Origin of the sequence: Klebsiella sp. A-Nf5 (genome assembly GCF_002810545.1) — a bacterium.
Taxonomy (GTDB): Bacteria; Pseudomonadota; Gammaproteobacteria; order Enterobacterales; family Enterobacteriaceae; genus Klebsiella; species Klebsiella variicola.
In genome coordinates this window covers 283,585-302,089 of record NZ_PIOG01000268.1, presented here as the reverse complement: position 1 = coordinate 302,089, position 18,505 = coordinate 283,585, and the positions used below count along the sequence as shown (strand labels likewise).

Annotated in this window: 19 protein-coding genes; 10 read left to right on the top strand and 9 right to left on the bottom strand. The window is 58.1% G+C overall.

Features of this window, described 5'->3' with window-relative positions:
- The first annotated feature begins 241 nt into the window (after positions 1 to 241).
- Positions 242 to 1,801 carry a CNNM family cation transport protein YoaE gene (gene yoaE, locus CWM53_RS26565; RefSeq protein ID WP_061154129.1) on the top strand — a complete coding sequence of 520 codons (1,560 nt, stop codon included), beginning with the start codon at positions 242 to 244 and terminating at the stop codon, positions 1,799 to 1,801.
- Positions 1,802 to 1,834: 33 nt separating this feature from the next.
- On the opposite strand, the gene CWM53_RS26560 is transcribed toward yoaE, so the two are convergent.
- The 4 genes from CWM53_RS26560 to pabB all read right to left on the bottom strand — a co-directional run bounded on the left by CWM53_RS26560 (position 1,835) and on the right by pabB (position 7,053).
- Positions 1,835 to 3,406 carry an EAL domain-containing protein gene (locus tag CWM53_RS26560; protein WP_074385472.1) on the bottom strand — a complete coding sequence of 524 codons (1,572 nt, stop codon included), beginning with the start codon at positions 3,404 to 3,406 and terminating at the stop codon, positions 1,835 to 1,837.
- Positions 3,407 to 3,588: 182 nt separating this feature from the next.
- Positions 3,589 to 4,953 carry an L-serine ammonia-lyase gene (sdaA, locus tag CWM53_RS26555; RefSeq protein ID WP_061154131.1) on the bottom strand — a complete coding sequence of 455 codons (1,365 nt, stop codon included), beginning with the start codon at positions 4,951 to 4,953 and terminating at the stop codon, positions 3,589 to 3,591.
- 162 nt (positions 4,954 to 5,115) lie between these two features.
- A complete protein-coding gene (locus CWM53_RS26550) occupies positions 5,116 to 5,694 on the bottom strand; it encodes a CoA pyrophosphatase (protein WP_008804292.1) in 579 nt (192 codons plus the stop codon).
- A 3-nt stretch (positions 5,695 to 5,697) separates the two neighbouring features.
- The gene (gene pabB / locus CWM53_RS26545; protein ID WP_074385473.1) at positions 5,698 to 7,053 is read right to left on the bottom strand and encodes an aminodeoxychorismate synthase component 1; all 1,356 of its coding nucleotides are present in this window, start codon (positions 7,051 to 7,053) and stop codon (positions 5,698 to 5,700) included.
- Positions 7,054 to 7,141: 88 nt separating this feature from the next.
- Here pabB and CWM53_RS26540 point away from each other — a divergent pair, with 88 nt between their 5' ends.
- The gene (locus tag CWM53_RS26540) at positions 7,142 to 7,339 is read left to right on the top strand and encodes a YoaH family protein (RefSeq protein WP_074385474.1); all 198 of its coding nucleotides are present in this window, start codon (positions 7,142 to 7,144) and stop codon (positions 7,337 to 7,339) included.
- Here CWM53_RS26540 and CWM53_RS26535 read toward each other — a convergent pair whose 3' ends face one another.
- On the bottom strand, positions 7,340 to 7,684 hold the full coding sequence (locus tag CWM53_RS26535; RefSeq protein WP_061156348.1) for a RidA family protein: 345 nt from the start codon (positions 7,682 to 7,684) through the stop codon (positions 7,340 to 7,342).
- A 131-nt stretch (positions 7,685 to 7,815) separates the two neighbouring features.
- Between CWM53_RS26535 and CWM53_RS26530 the strand changes: the two genes are divergently transcribed.
- The 5 genes from CWM53_RS26530 (at position 7,816) to rnd (ending at position 14,275) form a co-directional block, all read left to right on the top strand.
- A complete protein-coding gene (locus CWM53_RS26530; RefSeq protein WP_061154139.1) occupies positions 7,816 to 9,726 on the top strand; it encodes an ATP-dependent DNA helicase in 1,911 nt (636 codons plus the stop codon).
- Positions 9,727 to 9,871: 145 nt separating this feature from the next.
- Entirely contained in the window at positions 9,872 to 10,567 is a 696-nt protein-coding gene (gene tsaB / locus CWM53_RS26525) for a tRNA (adenosine(37)-N6)-threonylcarbamoyltransferase complex dimerization subunit type 1 TsaB (protein WP_008804296.1), read from the top strand.
- 38 nt (positions 10,568 to 10,605) lie between these two features.
- Positions 10,606 to 11,187, top strand: a complete 582-nt coding sequence (locus CWM53_RS26520; RefSeq protein WP_008804297.1) for a Slp family lipoprotein — start codon at positions 10,606 to 10,608, stop codon at positions 11,185 to 11,187.
- Between the two features lie 205 nt (positions 11,188 to 11,392).
- A complete protein-coding gene (gene fadD, locus CWM53_RS26515) occupies positions 11,393 to 13,078 on the top strand; it encodes a long-chain-fatty-acid--CoA ligase FadD (protein ID WP_074386165.1) in 1,686 nt (561 codons plus the stop codon).
- An 81-nt stretch (positions 13,079 to 13,159) separates the two neighbouring features.
- Positions 13,160 to 14,275: a ribonuclease D gene (gene rnd / locus CWM53_RS26510; protein WP_162678272.1), complete on the top strand. Its 1,116-nt coding sequence runs from the start codon at positions 13,160 to 13,162 to the stop codon at positions 14,273 to 14,275.
- 77 nt (positions 14,276 to 14,352) lie between these two features.
- Here the strand turns inward: rnd and minE are convergent, their stop codons facing one another.
- From minE to minC, 3 genes are read right to left on the bottom strand one after another with little or no spacing between them, the layout of a single operon-like run.
- On the bottom strand, positions 14,353 to 14,622 hold the full coding sequence (gene minE / locus CWM53_RS26505; RefSeq protein ID WP_004103270.1) for a cell division topological specificity factor MinE: 270 nt from the start codon (positions 14,620 to 14,622) through the stop codon (positions 14,353 to 14,355).
- A gap of 3 nt (positions 14,623 to 14,625) precedes the next feature.
- Complete coding sequence (minD, locus tag CWM53_RS26500; protein WP_008804300.1) at positions 14,626 to 15,438, bottom strand: septum site-determining protein MinD; 813 nt, start codon at positions 15,436 to 15,438, stop codon at positions 14,626 to 14,628.
- A gap of 23 nt (positions 15,439 to 15,461) precedes the next feature.
- Positions 15,462 to 16,163, bottom strand: coding sequence for a septum site-determining protein MinC (gene minC, locus CWM53_RS26495; protein WP_008804301.1), 702 nt, complete (start codon positions 16,161 to 16,163; stop codon positions 15,462 to 15,464).
- Between the two features lie 126 nt (positions 16,164 to 16,289).
- Here minC and CWM53_RS26490 point away from each other — a divergent pair, with 126 nt between their 5' ends.
- From CWM53_RS26490 to CWM53_RS26480, 3 genes are all read left to right on the top strand, one after another.
- On the top strand, positions 16,290 to 16,571 hold the full coding sequence (locus tag CWM53_RS26490; protein ID WP_004203320.1) for a YcgL domain-containing protein: 282 nt from the start codon (positions 16,290 to 16,292) through the stop codon (positions 16,569 to 16,571).
- A 16-nt stretch (positions 16,572 to 16,587) separates the two neighbouring features.
- On the top strand, positions 16,588 to 17,247 hold the full coding sequence (locus tag CWM53_RS26485) for a fumarylacetoacetate hydrolase family protein (protein ID WP_012967776.1): 660 nt from the start codon (positions 16,588 to 16,590) through the stop codon (positions 17,245 to 17,247).
- 94 nt (positions 17,248 to 17,341) lie between these two features.
- A complete protein-coding gene (locus CWM53_RS26480; RefSeq protein ID WP_061154143.1) occupies positions 17,342 to 17,788 on the top strand; it encodes a YcgN family cysteine cluster protein in 447 nt (148 codons plus the stop codon).
- 133 nt (positions 17,789 to 17,921) lie between these two features.
- Here CWM53_RS26480 and dsbB read toward each other — a convergent pair whose 3' ends face one another.
- Positions 17,922 to 18,452 (bottom strand): disulfide bond formation protein DsbB, encoded by a 531-nt coding sequence (gene dsbB / locus CWM53_RS26475; RefSeq protein ID WP_074385477.1) that lies wholly within the window; start codon positions 18,450 to 18,452, stop codon positions 17,922 to 17,924.
- Positions 18,453 to 18,505: the final 53 nt, after the last annotated feature.

Below are 18,505 nucleotides of genomic sequence, written 5' to 3'. Positions count from 1 at the left end.
CTTAGTTATTGCAAATTCAGGTAAATTTTTTCCAATTTCGATCTATATTTTGCTATGTTTAACTTCCGTTTAATTACTCAGGAGTATAGGGCATAGCCCGCAGTATGGACCGTCATCGACGTCTTTTCACTTTCTGGCACCTGGTTGCCACCTCCACGCATCACGCTTTTCTCTCAGCACCTATTGTCGCGCCCATGCATGACATGGCGATGACTCAGCTTGCCGCTAACCGGAGTCGTACATGGAATTGTTAATGGATCCCTCAATCTGGGCCGGCCTGTTGACGCTTATCGTTCTGGAGATTGTGCTCGGTATCGACAACCTGGTGTTCATTGCCATCCTGGCGGATAAACTGCCGCCGAAGCAGCGCGATAAAGCCCGACTGATCGGCCTGTCGCTGGCGCTGGTGATGCGCCTGGGGCTGCTGTCGGTGATCTCCTGGATGGTGACCCTGACGAAGCCGCTGATTACCATCGCCGATTTCTCCTTTTCCGGGCGCGACCTCATCATGCTGCTCGGCGGGATCTTCTTGCTGTTTAAGGCGACGACCGAACTGCATGAGCGGCTGGAAAACCGCCAGCACGATGCCGGTCACGGTAAAGGGTATGCCAGTTTCTGGGTGGTGGTACTGCAGATCGTGGTGTTGGACGCCGTCTTCTCTCTGGATGCGGTGATCACGGCTGTCGGGATGGTTAACCATCTGCCGGTGATGATGGCGGCGGTGGTGATCGCCATGATCATGATGCTGCTGGCGTCGAAGCCGTTGACGCGCTTTGTCAACCAGCACCCGACGGTGGTGGTGCTCTGTCTGAGCTTCCTGTTGATGATCGGCCTGAGCCTGGTGGCGGAAGGGTTTGGCTTCCATATTCCGAAAGGGTATCTGTACGCTGCGATCGGTTTCTCGATCATCATCGAGTTCTTTAACCAGGTGGCGCGGCGCAACTTTGTCCGACATCAGTCGACGCTGCCGCTGCGTGCCCGTACCGCGGATGCGATCCTGCGTCTGATGGGGGGCCGGAAACAAGCCTCTGCTAGCCATGACGCCGACAGCCCGGCAGCCATACCGGTTCCGGAAGGGGCGTTTGCCGAAGAAGAGCGTTACATGATTAACGGCGTGCTGACGCTGGCCCAGCGCTCTCTGCGCGGTATTATGACCCCGCGCGGAGAAATCAGCTGGGTTGACGCCGAACAGAGTGACGATGAAATTCGTCGTCAGCTGCTCTCGTCGCCGCACAGCCTGTTTCCGGTCTGCCGCGGAGAACTGGATGAAATCATCGGTATCGTGCGGGCGAAAGAGTTGCTGGTGGCCCTGGAGGCGGGTGAGAACATTGCGGCGTTGGCCTCAGCCTCTCCGGCAATTGTCGTCCCGGAAACGCTGGACCCGATCAATCTGCTCGGGGTTCTGCGCCGTGCGCGCGGCAGCTTTGTCATCGTGACCAACGAGTTTGGCATGGTGCAGGGACTGGTGACGCCGCTGGACGTCCTTGAAGCCATCGCCGGTGAATTCCCGGATGCCGATGAGACGCCGGAGATCGTCATTGACGGCGATGGCTGGTTGATCAAAGGGTCGACCGACCTGCATGCGCTGCAGCAGGCGCTTGGACTGGATGCGCTGGTCAATGAAGATGAGGATATTGCCACGGTGGCCGGGTTGGTGATCGCCGTCAATGGCCATATCCCGCGTATTGGCGACACCGTGTCGCTACCGCCGCTGCAGTTTACCGTGGTGGAAGCGAATGATTACCGGGTCGACCTGGTCCGCGCGGTGGTCACTCGTCCACTGAGCGACGAAGAAGAGTAATTGCCCTGCTCGCCGGCCCCTGGGGCCGGCGAGCTATTCTGCCCACTCGGTTTTCTGTCCCTCTCTGTCTGCCAGCCACGCCGGAAACGCCTCAACCGGCATCGGCCGGGCGTAATAAAATCCCTGCAGTACATCGACGCCGTGGCCTCTGAGGTAGCTTTCCTGCTCCAGCGTCTCCACCCCTTCGGCAACGGTAACGATATTCAGACGATCGGCGAGGGCAATAATAATATCCGTCACCGTGGCATTGACGCTGTCTATCCCGACGGAACTGGTAAACGAGCGGTCAATCTTCAGCACGTCCGGACGCAGTTTTTCCAGCCACGAGAGTGAGCTGTTACCGGTGCCAAAATCATCTATCGCCAGCTGGACCCCTTTGAAGTGCAGATGTTCAGCCATGTGCTGGTCGCCATCCTGCAGGACATCGCGCTCGGTGAGCTCGACCACCAGCTGCTGTACCGGGTTGACGCTAAACCAGTAATTGTGCAGGTCGCGGAGCAGTAAACCATTGGCAAAGTGACGGGCGGCGACATTAATCGCAATATGAAAATGGCGGTCGCTGGGGAAAGCGTCCAGGCGGCGGGCGGTTTCGGCAATCACGTAGCGGGTGAGGGGAATGATCAGATTGTCCCCTTCGGCGATGGGAATAAACACTTCTGGCGAAATCGCCCCGCGGCGAGGGTTGTTCCAGCGCAGCAGGATCTCCACCCCGCAGCAGCGTCCGCTGCGCGCATCCTGCAGCGGCTGGCACCAGAGCGTAAACTCCCGGGCAGAGATGCCGAGACTTATCTCTCGCGAGAAACTCATTCTGCCGGCGGTGGCCAGCCAGGTGATGCCGGTCATCAACAGGCTGAAGATAAGGGCCAGCGGCAGCTCACCAGGCAGCTCCTCCAGCGCGATAGTCGAGGCGCCCGGACCGTTAATGTTGATGGTAAAGGGAAATTCTGTGGAGCGCTGGCGATAAATCACCGACGCCTGCGGGGCGTGCGCTTTGTCAATCAGGCCGAGCCCGCTGATAAAATAATGGTCGCCAACCTGCAGGCTGACGTCGCTGATCAGGGGCGATTTTTCCTTGAGAATTAAGGTTCCCAGCAGCTCGATATTGACAATTAACATCACGCCGTCGAGGCCGCTTTCCGAGGCTGGATACCACTGGATCAGCACCGGTGTGCCTTTGAGCAATGAGTTGTCGGTAGAAAAGAGCAGTAAGGGGTGGTGAGCCGGAAGAGCGGGCTGCAGCTGGTGCAGATCCGCCTGCCGTTGCCCAAAGATACTGGAACAGTAGATCATCCCTGACGCCACCAGCGCGACGGAGCGGACCGTCTGCAGCGAGGCCGCCATTTTGCGCAGCGTGAGATGAATATCCATGCAGGGTTTGTCGACCAGGGAGAGTAGCGTCGCCCGCTCTGCGCTTAGCGGACGCAGGATATTATTCAGCGCGGTGACCCGCTGGCTGGCGGCAGTACGAATATACTCTTCATTTACGCTACGCTGCGAAATAAATCGGATAGCTAAGGTGGTACCCAGGGTTAGCAAGGCTACCAGCAGGCAGACAATAATGCGTTTGCGACGATAGGCCGTAATGACTTTTTGTGCAGTCTGCATGTGCGACACCCTGTCGACAGGACGAGTGGTTAAGCGTGGCTTATTTAATAGAGCAATTGTAGTGGCAGAATATCGCCAGGTATAGAAAAAAGAAAATGCGCCGGTGAAGGCGCATCAGGGAGCTTTCAGTAACCCATGTTATCCCCCTGCGCGTTTTGCGGGCGCAGGGGAAGGCGAACAGTTTAGTCACACTGAACTTTAATCGCCAGGCCGCCGCGGGAGGTTTCGCGATACTTGGCGTTCATGTCTTTGCCGGTTTCGTACATGGTCTCGATCACTTTGTCGAGCGAGACGCGCGGTTCGCTGGTACGGCGCATCGCCATTCGCGCGGCATTGATCGCCTTGACAGAGGCGATGGCGTTACGTTCAATGCATGGCACTTGCACCTGGCCAGCGACCGGGTCGCAGGTCAGGCCGAGGTTGTGTTCCATGCCGATCTCCGCCGCCACGCAAACCTGTTCCGGGCTGGCGCCCAGCAGTTCAGCCAGACCTGCCGCCGCCATCGAGCAGGCAACGCCCACTTCACCCTGACAACCGACTTCCGCGCCGGAAATGGACGCATTCATCTTGTACAGCGCGCCGATCGCTCCGCAGGCCATAAAGTAGCGAATATAGATCTCCGGGCTGACGGACTCGATAAAGTGATCGTAATAGGCGAGTACGGCCGGAACGATGCCGCAGGCGCCGTTGGTCGGCGCGGTCACTACGCGGCCACCGGCGGCATTTTCTTCATTGACCGCCAGCGCGAACATATTGACCCAGTCAACGACGTTCATTGGATCGCTGGAGAGCTTATCGCTGGCCACCAGCAGACGACGTAGCGCCGAGGCGCGACGCGGCACGCGAAGCGGACCCGGCAGCACGCCCTCGGTGTTCATCCCGCGGTCGATACAGGCGCGCATGGTCTGCCAGACGTTGGCGAAATAGTCCTCGATCTCTTTTTTGCTGTGCAGCGCCAGTTCGTTCTGCATCACCATGCCGGAGAGCGACAGGCCGGTCTCTTTACAGTACGCCAGCATTTCCTGCGCCGATTTAAACGGGTAGGGAACCTGCAATTCGTTGGCGTCTTCTTTGCCGAAGTGCTCTTCGTCGACGATAAAGCCGCCGCCAATCGAGTAGTACGTTTTGCTGTAGATCTCTTTCTCGCCGGCCCAGGCATGAATGGTCATGCCGTTTTCGTGCAGCGGCAGATTGTCACTGCGAAAACGCATGCCGTCATCGGCCGGGAAGTCGACTTCGTGCTGCCCGTTGGCCAGCAGCAGTCGGCCGCGCGCCTCGACGTCACGGATAAATGCCGGGATCGCGTCAATATCGACCGTATCGGGCTGATTGCCCGCCAGTCCCATGATAATAGCGATGTCCGTATGGTGGCCTTTGCCGGTTAATGACAGTGAACCGTAGACGTCAACCGCCACACGGGTCACCGCATTAAGCAATCCTTTTTCGACCAGGTCATCGACGAACTGTTTACCGGCCTTCATCGGGCCAACAGTGTGGGAAGATGAGGGACCAATCCCCACCTTGAACATGTCGAATAGACTAATCACGATAATACTCCTGACAGGGTTACCGCGGGTGCGGTAACGATGTAATAACTGCGCATAGTGTAAGAGGGAAGCGCGCTGCCAGTTGAACTATTCACATGAATTAAACTAATGGATAACCGCGATTTTACTAATAGTGAGAGCGCTCTCTCATAAACAGTATAGCTAAGGTCGAGCGCCAATTTGCAGCGCCAGTTCGCGAATGATCCCGGCGGTCATTCCCCAGACAAAATAATGCTGGTACCAGGAGAGCCAGACGCGGTGGTCGTTACCCCGACGGTGGATGTCGAGCGGATGGTAGCGCCCCAGACGCAGGGCTTCGGCGAGCGGCATTTCAAATACCGCGGAGACTTCGTCCTGGCTGGCATGATAGTGCAGATTGGGGGGGATAATACCCACCACCGGCGTCACCTGAAAACCGGTGACGCTGTCCACCGGCGGCAGAACGCCGATCACCTCGACGGCTTCCGGCGGGATCGCGACCTCTTCCTGGGCTTCGCGCAGAGCAGCAGCGATAAGCGTCGCATCGGTATTATCTACCGCGCCGCCGGGAAAGGCGACCTGACCGGCGTGCTTGCGCAGCAGCGGCGAACGCTGGGTCAGCAGCAGGCCGGGCTGCGGGCGGCGCACGATCGGCACCAGCACCGCCGCCTGCCGCTGATTGAGCGCATGGCGCGAAGGCTGGGGGCGCAGCAGCTGGAAGCGGGACAGAAAATCATCCAGATTGAGGGCGTGGTCCGCCATGGTCTAGTTCTCCAGTTGGTGCAGGATACGATTAACTTTATCAAAAGTTTCCTGATATTCCGCATCTTCCTCGCTGTCCGCGACGATACCGCCCCCGGCGGAGCAATACAGCTGCCCCTGCCAGGCCGTCAGGGTGCGAATGGTGATGCTGGTATCCATATTGCCGCAATAGCTCAGGTAGCCGATGCTCCCGCACCAGGCGTTACGTCGCTGAGGTTCCAGTTCATCAATAATCTCCATCGCCCGGACCTTCGGGGCGCCAGTGATAGACCCCCCGGGGAAGGCGGCGCGCAGCAGATCGCTGGCATGCAGCGTCGCCGGTAAGCGGGCGGTGATGGTGCTGACCAGATGATGGACCGCCGGGAACGGCTCCACCACGAACAGCTCGGGTACCCGCACGCTGCCCGGCACGGCGACGCGGCCGATGTCGTTGCGCATCAGGTCGACAATCATTAAATTCTCGGCGCGGTCTTTAGGCGAATTCGCCAGCTTCTCAGCCTGCCGCGCATCTTCCTGCGGCGAATCGAGCCGCGGCAGGGTACCTTTTATCGGGCGCGTCTGGATCGCCCCCTGGCGCAGCTGAATAAAGCGCTCCGGCGACAGGCTTAAAATCGCCCCTTCCTCAAGGCGAATAAAGGCGCTAAAGGGCGCGCGGTTGGCAACGTTCAGCTGGCGGAAGGCCTGCCATTCATCACCGACATAGTTGGCCTGAAAACGCTGGGCGAGGTTGACCTGATAGCAGTCGCCGCTGTGCAGATACGCCTGCACCTGGCGAAATTTCTCGCCGTACTGCTGGCGGCTCATATTTGACTGCCAGGCAGAGGTCAGGGTGAAGGGTTCCCTCGCCGGACGTGATTGCGCCAGCAGCCACTGCAGGCGCTGCTGCGGATCGTCATAGCTGAGCAGCGAAATTTGCTGGCGCTGATGGTCGACAATCAGCGCCCAGTCATAAATCCCCACCGCCATATCCGGCAGCGCGATATCGGCCTGCGCATAGTCCGGAAGTCGCTCAAAGCGACGGCCCAGATCGTATCCGAATAGCCCCAGTGCGCCGCCAAGAAACGGCAGATCGTCATCGGGCTGTGGCGTGAAAGGCTGACGATCCAGCTGCTGTTGAAGCAGTTGCAGCGGATCTTCCGCGGAGACCAAAACGGTTTCGCCGTCATCGACCCACGTCTGTTCACCGCGCGTCAACAGCGTGGCGCGCGGGGCAGCCACCAGGATATCAAAGCGGTTATGGGGATGGTCGGCAAAGCCGGAATGCAGCAGCATCGCCCAGGGCAGGGCGCTTAACGGCGCAAAATAGTGTTCGGCCGCATCCGGGCGCCAGGGCAGGGTAATAATCGCGGGGGACAACATCTTTCTCGATCCTGAACGTTGCCATCCCTCTGGCGTAGGCGGGGACGGCGTGAAATAATTACGCCCCACAATGTAGCAGGAGTAAAAGATGTTTGCAGGTTTACCTTCGCTGAGCCACGAGCAACAGCAAAAAGCGGTCGAACGTATCCATGAGCTAATGGCCCAGGGGATGAGCAGCGGCCAGGCGATTGCCCTGGTGGCGGAAGAGCTGCGCGCTAATCATACCGGCGAGCGGATCGTAGCGCGCTTTGAAGATGAAGATCAAGACGAAGATGAGGACGATTAATTACACCGCGGCGATAATTTTGATCTCAACTTTATACTGCGGGTTCATTAGCGTCGCTTCCACTGTGCAGCGCACCGGGGCATGACCAGCCACCACCCATGCGTCCCAGGCTTTGTTCATTGCCGCAAAGTCGCTTTTATCGGCGAGGAAGAGGGTGGCGTCAAGAATACGCGACTTGTCGCTGCCCTGTTTTTCCAGCACCGCGTCAATCTGCGCCAGGGTGTTGGCGGTCTGCTCGAAGGCGTCGGCATCGAGATTTGTCGGCACGCCGGTGTAGTACAGGGTCTGGTTGTGGATCACCACGTCTGACCAACGGGCTTCGGCATCAATACGCGTAATTGTCATGTCTTTTTCCTCTGTGAGCATTCCATTCGGCTGCGGCAAGACTGCCATAATGTTCCGCTCGCGTCACTACCCGGACTGGCGAAACGCCGTCCTCCCTGACATAATCACTGTCCAAATAACCAGGGGGCAATGTGATCGACGATTTTGCAGCAGACGGCCAGCTAGCCAAAGCCATACCGGGATTTAAGCCGCGCGAGCCGCAGCGCCAGATGGCGATAGCCGTTAGCGAAGCGATTGAGGCCTCCCGACCGCTGGTGGTGGAAGCGGGGACCGGAACCGGTAAAACCTACGCTTACCTGGCGCCTGCGCTGCGGGCGAAAAAAAAGGTGATTATCTCCACCGGCTCGAAAGCGCTGCAGGATCAGCTCTACAGCCGCGATCTGCCCACCGTCGCCAAAGCGCTCAAATTCACCGGTAAACTGGCGCTGCTCAAAGGGCGCTCCAACTACCTGTGCCTCGAACGTCTTGAGCAGCAGGCGCTGGCGGGCGGCGATCTGCCGGTACAAACCCTCAGCGATGTGATCCTCCTGCGCTCATGGTCGAACCAAACCCAGGATGGCGATATCAGCACCTGCGCCAGCGTGGCGGAAGACTCCCAGGCCTGGCCGCTGGTCACCAGCACCAACGATAACTGTCTCGGGAGCGACTGCCCACTGTATAAAGATTGCTTCGTGGTGAAGGCGCGTAAAAAAGCGATGGACGCCGACGTGGTGGTGGTCAACCATCATCTGTTTCTTGCCGATATGGTGGTCAAAGAGAGCGGCTTTGCCGAGCTGATCCCCGAGGCGGAAGTGATGATCTTCGATGAAGCCCATCAGCTGCCGGATATTGCCAGTCAGTACTTTGGTCAGTCGCTCTCCAGCCGCCAGCTGCTGGATCTGGCGAAAGACATCACCATTGCCTACCGCACCGAACTGAAAGACACCCAGCAGTTGCAAAAATGCGCCGACCGCCTGGCGCAAAGCGCGCAGGATTTCCGCCTGCAACTGGGGGATCCCGGCTATCGCGGCAACCTGCGCGAACTGCTGGCGGATAGCCACATTCAGCGCGCGCTGCTGCTGCTCGATGACGCGCTCGAGCTATGCTATGACGTCGCCAAACTTTCGCTGGGTCGTTCGGCGCTGCTCGACGCCGCTTTTGAGCGCGCTACCCTCTATCGCGGGCGCTTAAAGCGGCTGAAAGAGATTAACCAGCCGGGCTACAGCTACTGGTATGAGTGCACCTCGCGCCACTTTACTCTCGCCCTGACGCCGTTGACCGTGGCCGAGAAGTTTAAAGAGGTGATGGCGCAGAAGTCGGGGAGTTGGATCTTTACCTCAGCGACGCTGTCAGTGAACGACGATCTACACCACTTCACCGCCCGGCTGGGGATCGACGAGGCGCAGTCCCTGCTGCTGCCGAGCCCCTTTGATTATCAACATCAGGCGCTGCTCTGCGTGCCGCGCAATCTGCCACTGCCGAATCAGCCTGGCGCGGCGCGCCACCTGGCGGCGATGCTCAAGCCGCTGATCGAGGCCAACGACGGTCGCTGCTTTATGCTGTGTACCTCGCACGCCATGATGCGCGATCTGGCGGAGCAGTTCCGTGCCACCATGACGCTACCGGTGCTGCTGCAGGGGGAGACCAGCAAAGGCCAGCTGTTGCAGCAGTTTGTCAGCGCCGGCAACGCCCTGCTGGTGGCCACCAGCAGCTTCTGGGAAGGGGTCGACGTGCGCGGCGATGCGCTGTCGCTGGTGATCATCGATAAGCTGCCGTTTACTTCGCCGGACGACCCGCTGCTAAAAGCGCGCATGGAAGATTGCCGGCTGCGCGGCGGCGATCCGTTCGATGAAGTGCAGTTGCCGGAAGCCGTCATCACCCTCAAACAGGGGGTGGGACGCCTGATCCGCGATATCGACGATCGCGGGGTGCTGGTGATCTGTGACAACCGACTGGTGATGCGCCCCTACGGCGCGGTGTTCCTGGCCAGCTTGCCTCCTGCGCCGCGGACCCGCGATATCCGCCGGGCGGTGCGCTTCCTCGCCGTGCCGCCGGCAAGGTAATCCGCACTAAAATGTGTTAAGCTGCGCGCCATTTTGTTAATTAGCGGTTCCCAATAGACTTCGGGCGGCATGGCGGCGGGTTGGCCGTTTGCCGGAAAACTGGCTGCCTGAAGGCCTGAACTATGTAACGAGAGCGTGACCACCCATGCGAATTTTGGCTATCGATACCGCCACAGAGGCCTGCTCCGCGGCGCTGTGGAATGATGGCACCCTTAGTGCTCATTTCGAAATTTGTCCCCGCGAACATACCCAACGTATCCTGCCGCTGGTGCAGGAGGTCCTCACCGAGAGCGGCGCCACGCTGACCGAGCTGGACGCGCTGGCCTTTGGCCGCGGTCCGGGTAGCTTTACCGGCGTGCGCATCGGGATCGGTATCGCTCAGGGGCTGGCACTGGGCGCTGAGCTGCCAATGATCGGCGTTTCCACGCTGGCCACCATGGCGCAGGGCGCCTGGCGCAAAACCGGCGCCACCCGCGTGCTGGCGGCCATTGACGCGCGAATGGGCGAAGTCTACTGGGCCGAGTACCAGCGCGACGAGCAGGGCGTCTGGCATGGCGAAGAGACGGAAGCGGTGCTCAAACCGGAAGCGGTAGCCGAACGGCTGGCACAGCTTTCCGGCGAATGGGCCACCGTCGGCACCGGCTGGCAGGCGTGGCCGGATCTGGCGAAAGCGAGCGGACTGACCTTAAGCAGCGGCGAAATTGAACTGCCGGCGGCGGAGGATATGCTGCCGTTAGCCTGTTACCTGCTGGCGGCGGGGAAAACCGTGGCCGTGGAGAAAGCGGAGCCGGTTTATTTGCGAAACGAGGTGGCGTGGAAGAAACTTCCAGGCCGCGAGTGAATCTCAGTAACAAGAAGACTGAGAAAAGGAGTCGCATCATGGCGGGTCAAAAACAGGGCGTTCGCTGGCTGTTAGCCGCGGCGGTTGCCGTTGCGCTAAGCGGCTGCGTGTCAGTGCCGGATGCCATCAAAGGCACCAGCCCTACGCCGCAGCAGGATTTAGTGCGGGTGATGAACGCGCCGCAGCTGTACGTTGGCCAGGAAGCACGCTTTGGCGGCAAAGTGGTCAATGTGCAGAACCAGCAGGGTAAAACCCGCTTAGAAATCGCCACCGTACCGCTGGACAGCGGCGCACGGCCTGTGCTGGGCGAACCGTCTCGTGGGCGGATCTATGCCGACGTTAACGGCTTCCTCGATCCGGTCGACTACCGCGGCCAGCTGGTGACCGTGGTCGGGCCGATTGCCGGCGTGGTCGACGGCAAAGTGGGCAGCACGCCGTACAAATTTATGCTGATGAACGCCATCGGCTACAAACGCTGGAACGTGGTGCAGCAGGTGGTGATGCCGCCGCAGCCCATCGATCCGTGGATGCTGGGTCCACGCCCCTGGGGTTACGGCTATGGCGGCTGGGGCTGGTACAACCCCGGCCCTGCTGAGGTGAGAAACGTCGTAACTGAATGATTTTGTTGTTTATGTTAGTTCAAAGAAACAGCGGCCGGTCCGCTGTTTCTTTGTTTTCAGTCGAATAAGAAAAAAAATAGTGACGCGCTTCGCAACCTGCTCATTGCCTAATTAATAAACTGGTACGCTGAGTTAATATAATGTTAACAAAATGTATTTACCAGGGGCTGTGATGACGACGAATAACTATTTCAGAGGTGATGCAGTGAAAAAGGTTTGGCTAAACCGTTATCCCGCAGATGTTCCTGCGGAGATAAACCCTGACCGCTATCAATCCCTGGTTGAATTGTTTGAACATGGCACCACCCGCTACGCCGACCAACCGGCGTTTATCAATATGGGTGAAGTGATGACCTACCGTAAGCTGGAAGAGCGTAGTCGCGCCTTCGCCGCTTACCTTCAGGAGGGGTTAGGATTACAGAAGGGCGATCGCGTGGCCCTGATGATGCCTAACCTGCTGCAGTATCCGGTGGCCCTGTTTGGCATCCTGCGCGCCGGGATGATCGTGGTCAACGTCAACCCCTTGTATACCCCGCGTGAACTGGAGCATCAGCTCAACGACAGCGGCGCGGCGGCGATCGTCATCGTCTCCAACTTTGCCCATACCCTGGAAAAAGTGGTGGCGAAAACTCAGGTTAAGCACGTGATCCTGACGCGAATGGGCGACCAGCTCTCCACCGCCAAAGGCACGCTGGTGAACTTTGTGGTCAAGTACATCAAGCGCCTGGTGCCGAAGTACCACCTGCCGGATGCCATCTCGTTTCGCAGCGCGCTGCAGCATGGCTACCGCATGCAGTACGTGAAGCCGGAGATCGTTCCAGAAGATCTGGCGTTTCTGCAGTACACCGGGGGCACCACCGGCGTGGCCAAAGGGGCGATGCTGACCCACCGCAACATGCTGGCTAACCTCGAGCAGGTCAATGCCACCTACGGCCCGCTGCTGCATCGCGGCAAAGAGTTCGTGGTGACCGCGCTGCCGCTGTATCACATTTTCGCCCTGACCATGAACTGCCTGCTGTTTATCGAACTGGGCGGGCAAAATTTGCTGATCACCAACCCACGCGACATTCCCGGGCTGGTGAAAGAGCTGGCGAAATACCCCTTTACCGCCATGACCGGGGTCAATACCCTGTTCAACGCCTTGCTGAACAACAAAGAGTTTCAGCAGCTTGATTTCTCCTCGCTGCACCTGTCCGCCGGCGGTGGGATGCCGGTGCAGCAGGCGGTGGCCGAGCGCTGGGTAAAACTGACCGGACAATATCTGCTGGAGGGCTACGGCCTGACCGAGTGTTCGCCGCTGGTCAGCGTCAACCCGCACGACATCGACTACCACAGCGGCAGCATTGGCCTGCCGGTGCCTTCCACTGAAGCCAAACTGGTGGACGACGACGATAACGAAGTGGCGCCGGGTCAGCCGGGCGAGCTCTGTATCAAGGGGCCGCAGGTGATGCTGGGCTACTGGCAGCGTCCTGACGCGACGGATGAGATTATCAAAGACGGCTGGTTGCACACCGGGGATATCGCGGTGATGGATGACGAGGGATTCCTGCGTATCGTTGACCGGAAAAAAGATATGATCCTGGTGTCGGGATTTAACGTCTATCCGAATGAAATCGAAGATGTGGTCATGCAGCACAGCGGCGTCCTCGAAGTGGCGGCCATCGGCGTGCCGTCCGGCAGCAGCGGTGAAGCGGTGAAGATTTTCGTGGTCAAGAAAGATGCCGCGTTAACCGAAGAAGCGCTGATTACGTTCTGCCGCCGCCATCTCACCGGCTACAAAGTGCCGAAGCTGGTGGAATTCCGTGACGAACTGCCGAAATCCAACGTCGGGAAAATTTTGCGGCGAGAACTGCGTGACGAAGCGCGCGCTAAAGTGGACAATAAAGGCTAAGTAACGAATGAGTCGCCTGACGCCGGCTACGCCGGCGTTTTTTATGGGCGCAAGTTAAGAGAGTATGCTTTGAACTATCAGATGATCACCACCGACGATGGCCTGCGCGCTGTCTGCGAAGCGGCAAGCGCGGCCTCCACCGTTGCTCTGGATACGGAATTTGTCCGCACTCGCACCTACTATCCGCAGCTGGGCCTGCTGCAGCTGTTCGACGGCACTCAGGTCTCTCTGATCGATCCCTTGACGATTAGCGACTGGGCGCCGATGCGTGAGCTGCTGCTTAACCAGGATGTGACTAAATACCTGCATGCCGGTAGCGAGGATTTAGAAGTCTTCCTCAATGCGTTCAACCTGATGCCGCAGCCGCTGATCGACACCCAGATCCTGGCGGCGTTCTGCGGCCGCCCGATGTCCTGGGGCTTTGCCTCCATGGTGGAAGAGTATTCCGGAGTGGCGCTGGATAAAAGTGAATCCCGCACCGACTGGCTGGCGCGCCCGCTGACCGAGCGTCAGTGTGAATACGCCGCAGCTGACGTCTGGTACCTGTTGCCGATCGCCAGCCAATTAATGGCGGAGACCGACCGCGCAGGCTGGCTATCGGCGGCGCTGGACGAATGTCGTCTGATGCAGCAGCGCCGTCAGGAGGTGGTCGACCCGGCCGAGGCCTGGCGCGACATCGGCAACGCCTGGCAGCTGCGTACCCGCCAGCTGGGCTGCCTGCAGCTGCTGGCAGAGTGGCGTCTGCGCAAAGCGCGTGAGCGCGACCTGGCGGTGAACTTTGTGGTGCGGGAAGAGCATCTGTGGAGCGTGGCGCGCTATATGCCCACCAGCCTCGGCGAGCTCGACAGCCTCGGGTTGTCCGGCAGTGAAATTCGCTTCCACGGCAAAACGTTGATTAGCCTGGTCGAGAAAGCCCAGGCGCTGCCGGAATCGGCCCTGCCGGCGCCGCTGCAGAACCTCATTGACATGCCGGGTTACCGCAAAGCCTTTAAAGATATTAAAGCGCTGGTGCAGGAAGTGAGTGCCGATAAGGGCGTGAGCGCGGAACTGCTGGCCTCGCGTCGGCAGATCAACCAGCTGCTGAACTGGCACTGGCAGTTGAAAACGCAAGCCGGTGAGCCTGAGCTGATTTCCGGCTGGCGCGGCGAACTGATGGCCGAGCGGCTGAAGTCGCTGTTAAACGACTATCCGCGTTAACGAACGGCCAGTTCCAGGCAATAAAAAACCGGCGGCGCAGGGCGTTGCCGGTTTTTTTTCGGGGCGGAACAACAGGGTCAGGGTTTCGACTCTTCCGTTTCGGGTAGGGTCACGTTCAGCTCAAGAATCGAAATATCACCATCCCGCTGCTCCAGCTGCACGCTGACCATCTCCGGGTCGATCTGCACGTATTTACAGATCACTTCCAGAATATCTTTGCGCAACTGCGGCAGGTAGTGCGGCTCCGCGTCGCCGCGGCGACGCTCGGCGACGATGATTTGCAGGCGTTCTTTCGCAATATTAGCCGTGTTCTTTTTTCGCGAGAGAAAAAAGTCGAGTAAAGCCATAATTTATCCTCCGAACAGGCGTTTGAGGAATCCTTTCTTCTCTTCTTCAATGAAGCGGAAAGGGCGTTCTTCTCCGAGCAGACGTTCAACGGTATCGGCATAGGCTTTGCCTGCGTCCGACGCGGCATCCAGAATCACGGGCTCACCCTGGTTGGATGCGCGCAGAACTGACTGGTCTTCCGGGATCACGCCCACCAGATTAATGCGCAGAATTTCCAGCACGTCTTCCATGCTCAGCATATCGCCTTTATTGACGCGGCCTGGATTGTAGCGGGTCAGCAGTAAGTGCTCTTTGATCGGCTCTTCGCCATTTTCCGCACGACGGGATTTCGACGCGAGAATGCCAAGGATACGGTCGGAGTCGCGAACGGAGGAGACTTCCGGGTTGGTGGTGATAATGGCTTCATCAGCAAAGTAGAGGGCCATCAGCGCACCGGTTTCGATACCTGCCGGTGAATCACAGACAATGAAATCGAAGTCCATTTTCTTCAGTTCTTCGAGAACTTTGTCGACGCCTTCGCGGGTCAGGGCGTCTTTATCCCGGGTCTGAGAGGCCGGGAGAATGTAGAGATTTTCCGTGCGCTTATCTTTGATCAGCGCCTGGTTCAACGTGGCATCGCCCTGGATGACGTTGACGAAATCATAAACGACGCGACGTTCGCAGCCCATAATCAGATCGAGGTTACGCAGGCCGATGTCGAAGTCGATAACGACGGTTTTCTTTCCCTTCTGGGCCAAACCTGTAGCGATGGCCGCGCTGGAGGTGGTCTTGCCAACGCCCCCTTTACCCGAAGTCACAACAATAATGCGTGCCATAGAAATTCCTTGTTAAAAAGGGATTAATTCAACGGTTGAACTGTCAAAGCGCTTTCACCTAAACGCAGGCGTGCCGCTTTGCCATAAAATTCGGCCGGGATGTTATCGCTCAGCCAATATTCCCCGGCGATGGAGACCAGCTCCGCCGCAAGGTGGGTACAAAATATCTGGGCGTCTCTGTCGCCACCGGCGCCTGCCAGCGCGCGTCCTCGCATCATGCCATATACATGGATATTGCCGTCAGCGATAAGTTCCGCACCGGCACTCACATGATTTGTAACAATAAGATCACAGTGTGGCGCATAAATGCGCTGACCGGAACGTACCGGCTGATCAATCAAACGCGTTTTTGTGATCTGGTTAGCAACTGGCGGCGGCGGAGGGGTGGGTTCGGACGGTGCCGGACGAGGGGCTTTCTCTTTCCCTTCGGTTAATAACGGGATCCCGGCGCGATCGATTTCGGTTTTCAGGCGCGGGATTTTGCATCCGCTGACGCCCATAATGCGTAAACCGGTCGCGGCGATGGCCTCGTTAATGGCGCGCCATTCGACCTCCTCCTCCACGCTGGCGATATTCACCACCACCGGAGCATGGCGTAAAAAGGCGGGAGCCTGGGCGATTTTGTCTTCTAACGCCTGACGAATAACCTCGGGATTTGCATCGTGCAAATGAACGACAGATAACGTGAAGCTACTGCCTTTAAGTTCGATTGGCGTATTTGACATCCTGGCCTTACTCAATTTGCTGTTTATCAACCGCAGAAGTGCGGTGATATTCCGAAGACTAAAAGGCATGTTATAGTCACTCATATATTGAGGCAAGTGACCACGGGTCTAATTCCGAGTAAAACTATGTTTTGTGTGATCTATCGAAGTACTAAACGTGAACAAACCTATTTATATGTCGAAAAAAAGGACGATTTCTCACGCGTTCCTGACGAGCTAATGCGCGGCTTCGGCACGCCGCAAATGGCGATGCTGCTGCCGCTGGATGGGCGCAAAAAGCTGGTTAACGCCGACCTGGAAAAAGTGAAACAGGCGTTGAGCGAGCAGGGCTATTACCTGCAACTTCCCCCGCCATCTGAAAATCTACTAAAGAAACACCTGGCGGAACAGGGGAAACAATCCGATTAACCCATGAGGGAAAATAATGTACCAACATCATAACTGGCAGGGTGCGCTTCTGGATTATCCAGTGAGCAAAGTGGTTTGCGTCGGCAGTAATTATGCAAAACACATCAAGGAAATGGGCAGTGCGACGCCGGAAGAGCCGGTGCTGTTTATTAAACCTGAGACCGCGCTGTGCGATCTCCGTCAGCCGTTGGTGCTTCCTGAAGGGCTGGGCTCAGTGCACCACGAAGTCGAGCTGGCGGTGCTGATTGGCAGTACGCTGCGTCAGGCAACGGAAGAACATGTGCAGAAAGGGATCGCCGGCTATGGCGTCGCGCTGGATCTCACCCTGCGCGACCTGCAGGCTAAGATGAAAAAGGCCGGGCAGCCGTGGGAGAAGGCGAAAGGCTTCGATAACGCCAGCCCGATCTCCGGCTTTATCCCGGCCGCTGAGTTCCACGGTGACCCGCAGAATACGCCGTTAAGCCTGAAGATTAATGGCGAAGTGCGCCAGCAGGGAACCACTGCCGACATGATCCATAAGATTGTGCCGCTGATCGCTTACATGTCGCGCTTCTTTACCCTCAAAGCCGGGGATGTGATCCTCACCGGCACCCCGGAAGGGGTGGGGCCGCTGCACAGTGGTGACGAGCTGGAAGTGGGTTTCAACGGCCTGTCGCTCACCACCCGCGTGCTGTAAGCGCTGCTTGCCGCCTTTTGGGGCGGCAAAACTTGCATCGGCGTGCCAGACTGGTTATAAGGTGCACCCTTAACTGGCAACGACGGACACTCCGATGAGCGAACAACCTTTCTGGCAACAAAAAACACTGGATGCAATGACCGACGCGGAGTGGGAATCGCTGTGTGACGGTTGCGGCCAGTGCTGCCTGCACAAGCTGATGGATGAAGACACCGATGAAATCTACTTCACCAACGTTGCCTGCCGTCAGCTCAATATCAAAACCTGCCAGTGCCGTAACTACGAGCGTCGCTTCGAGTACGAGCCAGACTGCATCAAGCTTACCCGCGAAAACCTGCCAACCTTCGAATGGCTGCCGCCGACCTGCGCCTATCGCCTGCTTGCGGAGGGCAAACCGCTGCCGGCCTGGCATCCGCTGTTGACCGGTTCAAAAGCGGCAATGCACGGTGAACGCATCTCTGTTCGCCATATTGCGGTGCCCGAGTCCACCGTCGTCGACTGGCAGGACCATATCCTCAATCTGCCTGACAGGGCGCTGTAAACGCCAGATCGCGCTTTCTTCGCAGGTGACATCATGTGCGCCTTGAGACAGGCAGGATATGATTCAGCGACCGGCTGCTGGCATAAAAAAACGCCCCGCAGGGCGTTTCATCTTGTGCTGTACACGCAGCGACTTAGCGGCCAAACAGATCGCGTTTTTTGATTTTGACCGGCTGAGCAATGATCACCAGGATGGCGACCACCAGATAGGCAGCAAAAATACCGACCAGCCATTGCGGCATTTCCAGCGACAGAAATTGCCACTGACGTACCGAACAGTCGCCGGAGGCAACAAACATCTGCGGCAGCCATTTATCCAGCGGCAGCCAGGTCGGGAAGCGGGCGGCGAAATCGCAGGTCTGGAACGGCGAAGGGTGCAGCTGGATCATCGTATGCTCCCACGCCAGCTGCAGTCCACGTATTGCGCTGTACAACCAGATCACCATGGCGACATAGCGCAGCGGCGTTTTAGGCGCGATGGCGCCCACCAGCCCCGCGCCCATGATGCCGAGCAGGGCACAGCGTTCGTAAATACACATCACACACGGCTGCAGCAGCATCACATGCTGGAACCACAGCGCAACGAGTTCGAGAATAAAAGCGGTCAATGCCATCAGGAGCCAGGCACCGCGTCCCCTTGAGCACTGGTTTAAATATTGCAACATAATCATTTCCCTGGAAGATGCTAAATCATGGCAGTGTAAACGAAAACCGAACC

What these genes read in the sequence shown, in the direction of transcription:
- yoaE (WP_061154129.1), top strand. Translation starts at nt 242, where the DNA reads ATGGAATTGTTAATGGATCCCTCAATCTGGGCCGGCCTGTTGACGCTT.
- CWM53_RS26560 (WP_074385472.1), bottom strand. Translation starts at nt 3,406, where the DNA reads ATGCAGACTGCACAAAAAGTCATTACGGCCTATCGTCGCAAACGCATT.
- CWM53_RS26550 (WP_008804292.1), bottom strand. Translation starts at nt 5,694, where the DNA reads ATGGCGGACCACGCCCTCAATCTGGATGATTTTCTGTCCCGCTTCCAG.
- pabB (WP_074385473.1), bottom strand. Translation starts at nt 7,053, where the DNA reads ATGTTGTCCCCCGCGATTATTACCCTGCCCTGGCGCCCGGATGCGGCC.
- CWM53_RS26540 (WP_074385474.1), top strand. Translation starts at nt 7,142, where the DNA reads ATGTTTGCAGGTTTACCTTCGCTGAGCCACGAGCAACAGCAAAAAGCG.
- CWM53_RS26535 (WP_061156348.1), bottom strand. Translation starts at nt 7,684, where the DNA reads ATGACAATTACGCGTATTGATGCCGAAGCCCGTTGGTCAGACGTGGTG.
- tsaB (WP_008804296.1), top strand. Translation starts at nt 9,872, where the DNA reads ATGCGAATTTTGGCTATCGATACCGCCACAGAGGCCTGCTCCGCGGCG.
- CWM53_RS26520 (WP_008804297.1), top strand. Translation starts at nt 10,606, where the DNA reads ATGGCGGGTCAAAAACAGGGCGTTCGCTGGCTGTTAGCCGCGGCGGTT.
- rnd (WP_162678272.1), top strand. Translation starts at nt 13,160, where the DNA reads ATGATCACCACCGACGATGGCCTGCGCGCTGTCTGCGAAGCGGCAAGC.
- minE (WP_004103270.1), bottom strand. Translation starts at nt 14,622, where the DNA reads ATGGCTTTACTCGACTTTTTTCTCTCGCGAAAAAAGAACACGGCTAAT.
- minD (WP_008804300.1), bottom strand. Translation starts at nt 15,438, where the DNA reads ATGGCACGCATTATTGTTGTGACTTCGGGTAAAGGGGGCGTTGGCAAG.
- minC (WP_008804301.1), bottom strand. Translation starts at nt 16,163, where the DNA reads ATGTCAAATACGCCAATCGAACTTAAAGGCAGTAGCTTCACGTTATCT.
- CWM53_RS26490 (WP_004203320.1), top strand. Translation starts at nt 16,290, where the DNA reads ATGTTTTGTGTGATCTATCGAAGTACTAAACGTGAACAAACCTATTTA.
- CWM53_RS26485 (WP_012967776.1), top strand. Translation starts at nt 16,588, where the DNA reads ATGTACCAACATCATAACTGGCAGGGTGCGCTTCTGGATTATCCAGTG.
- CWM53_RS26480 (WP_061154143.1), top strand. Translation starts at nt 17,342, where the DNA reads ATGAGCGAACAACCTTTCTGGCAACAAAAAACACTGGATGCAATGACC.
- dsbB (WP_074385477.1), bottom strand. Translation starts at nt 18,452, where the DNA reads ATGTTGCAATATTTAAACCAGTGCTCAAGGGGACGCGGTGCCTGGCTC.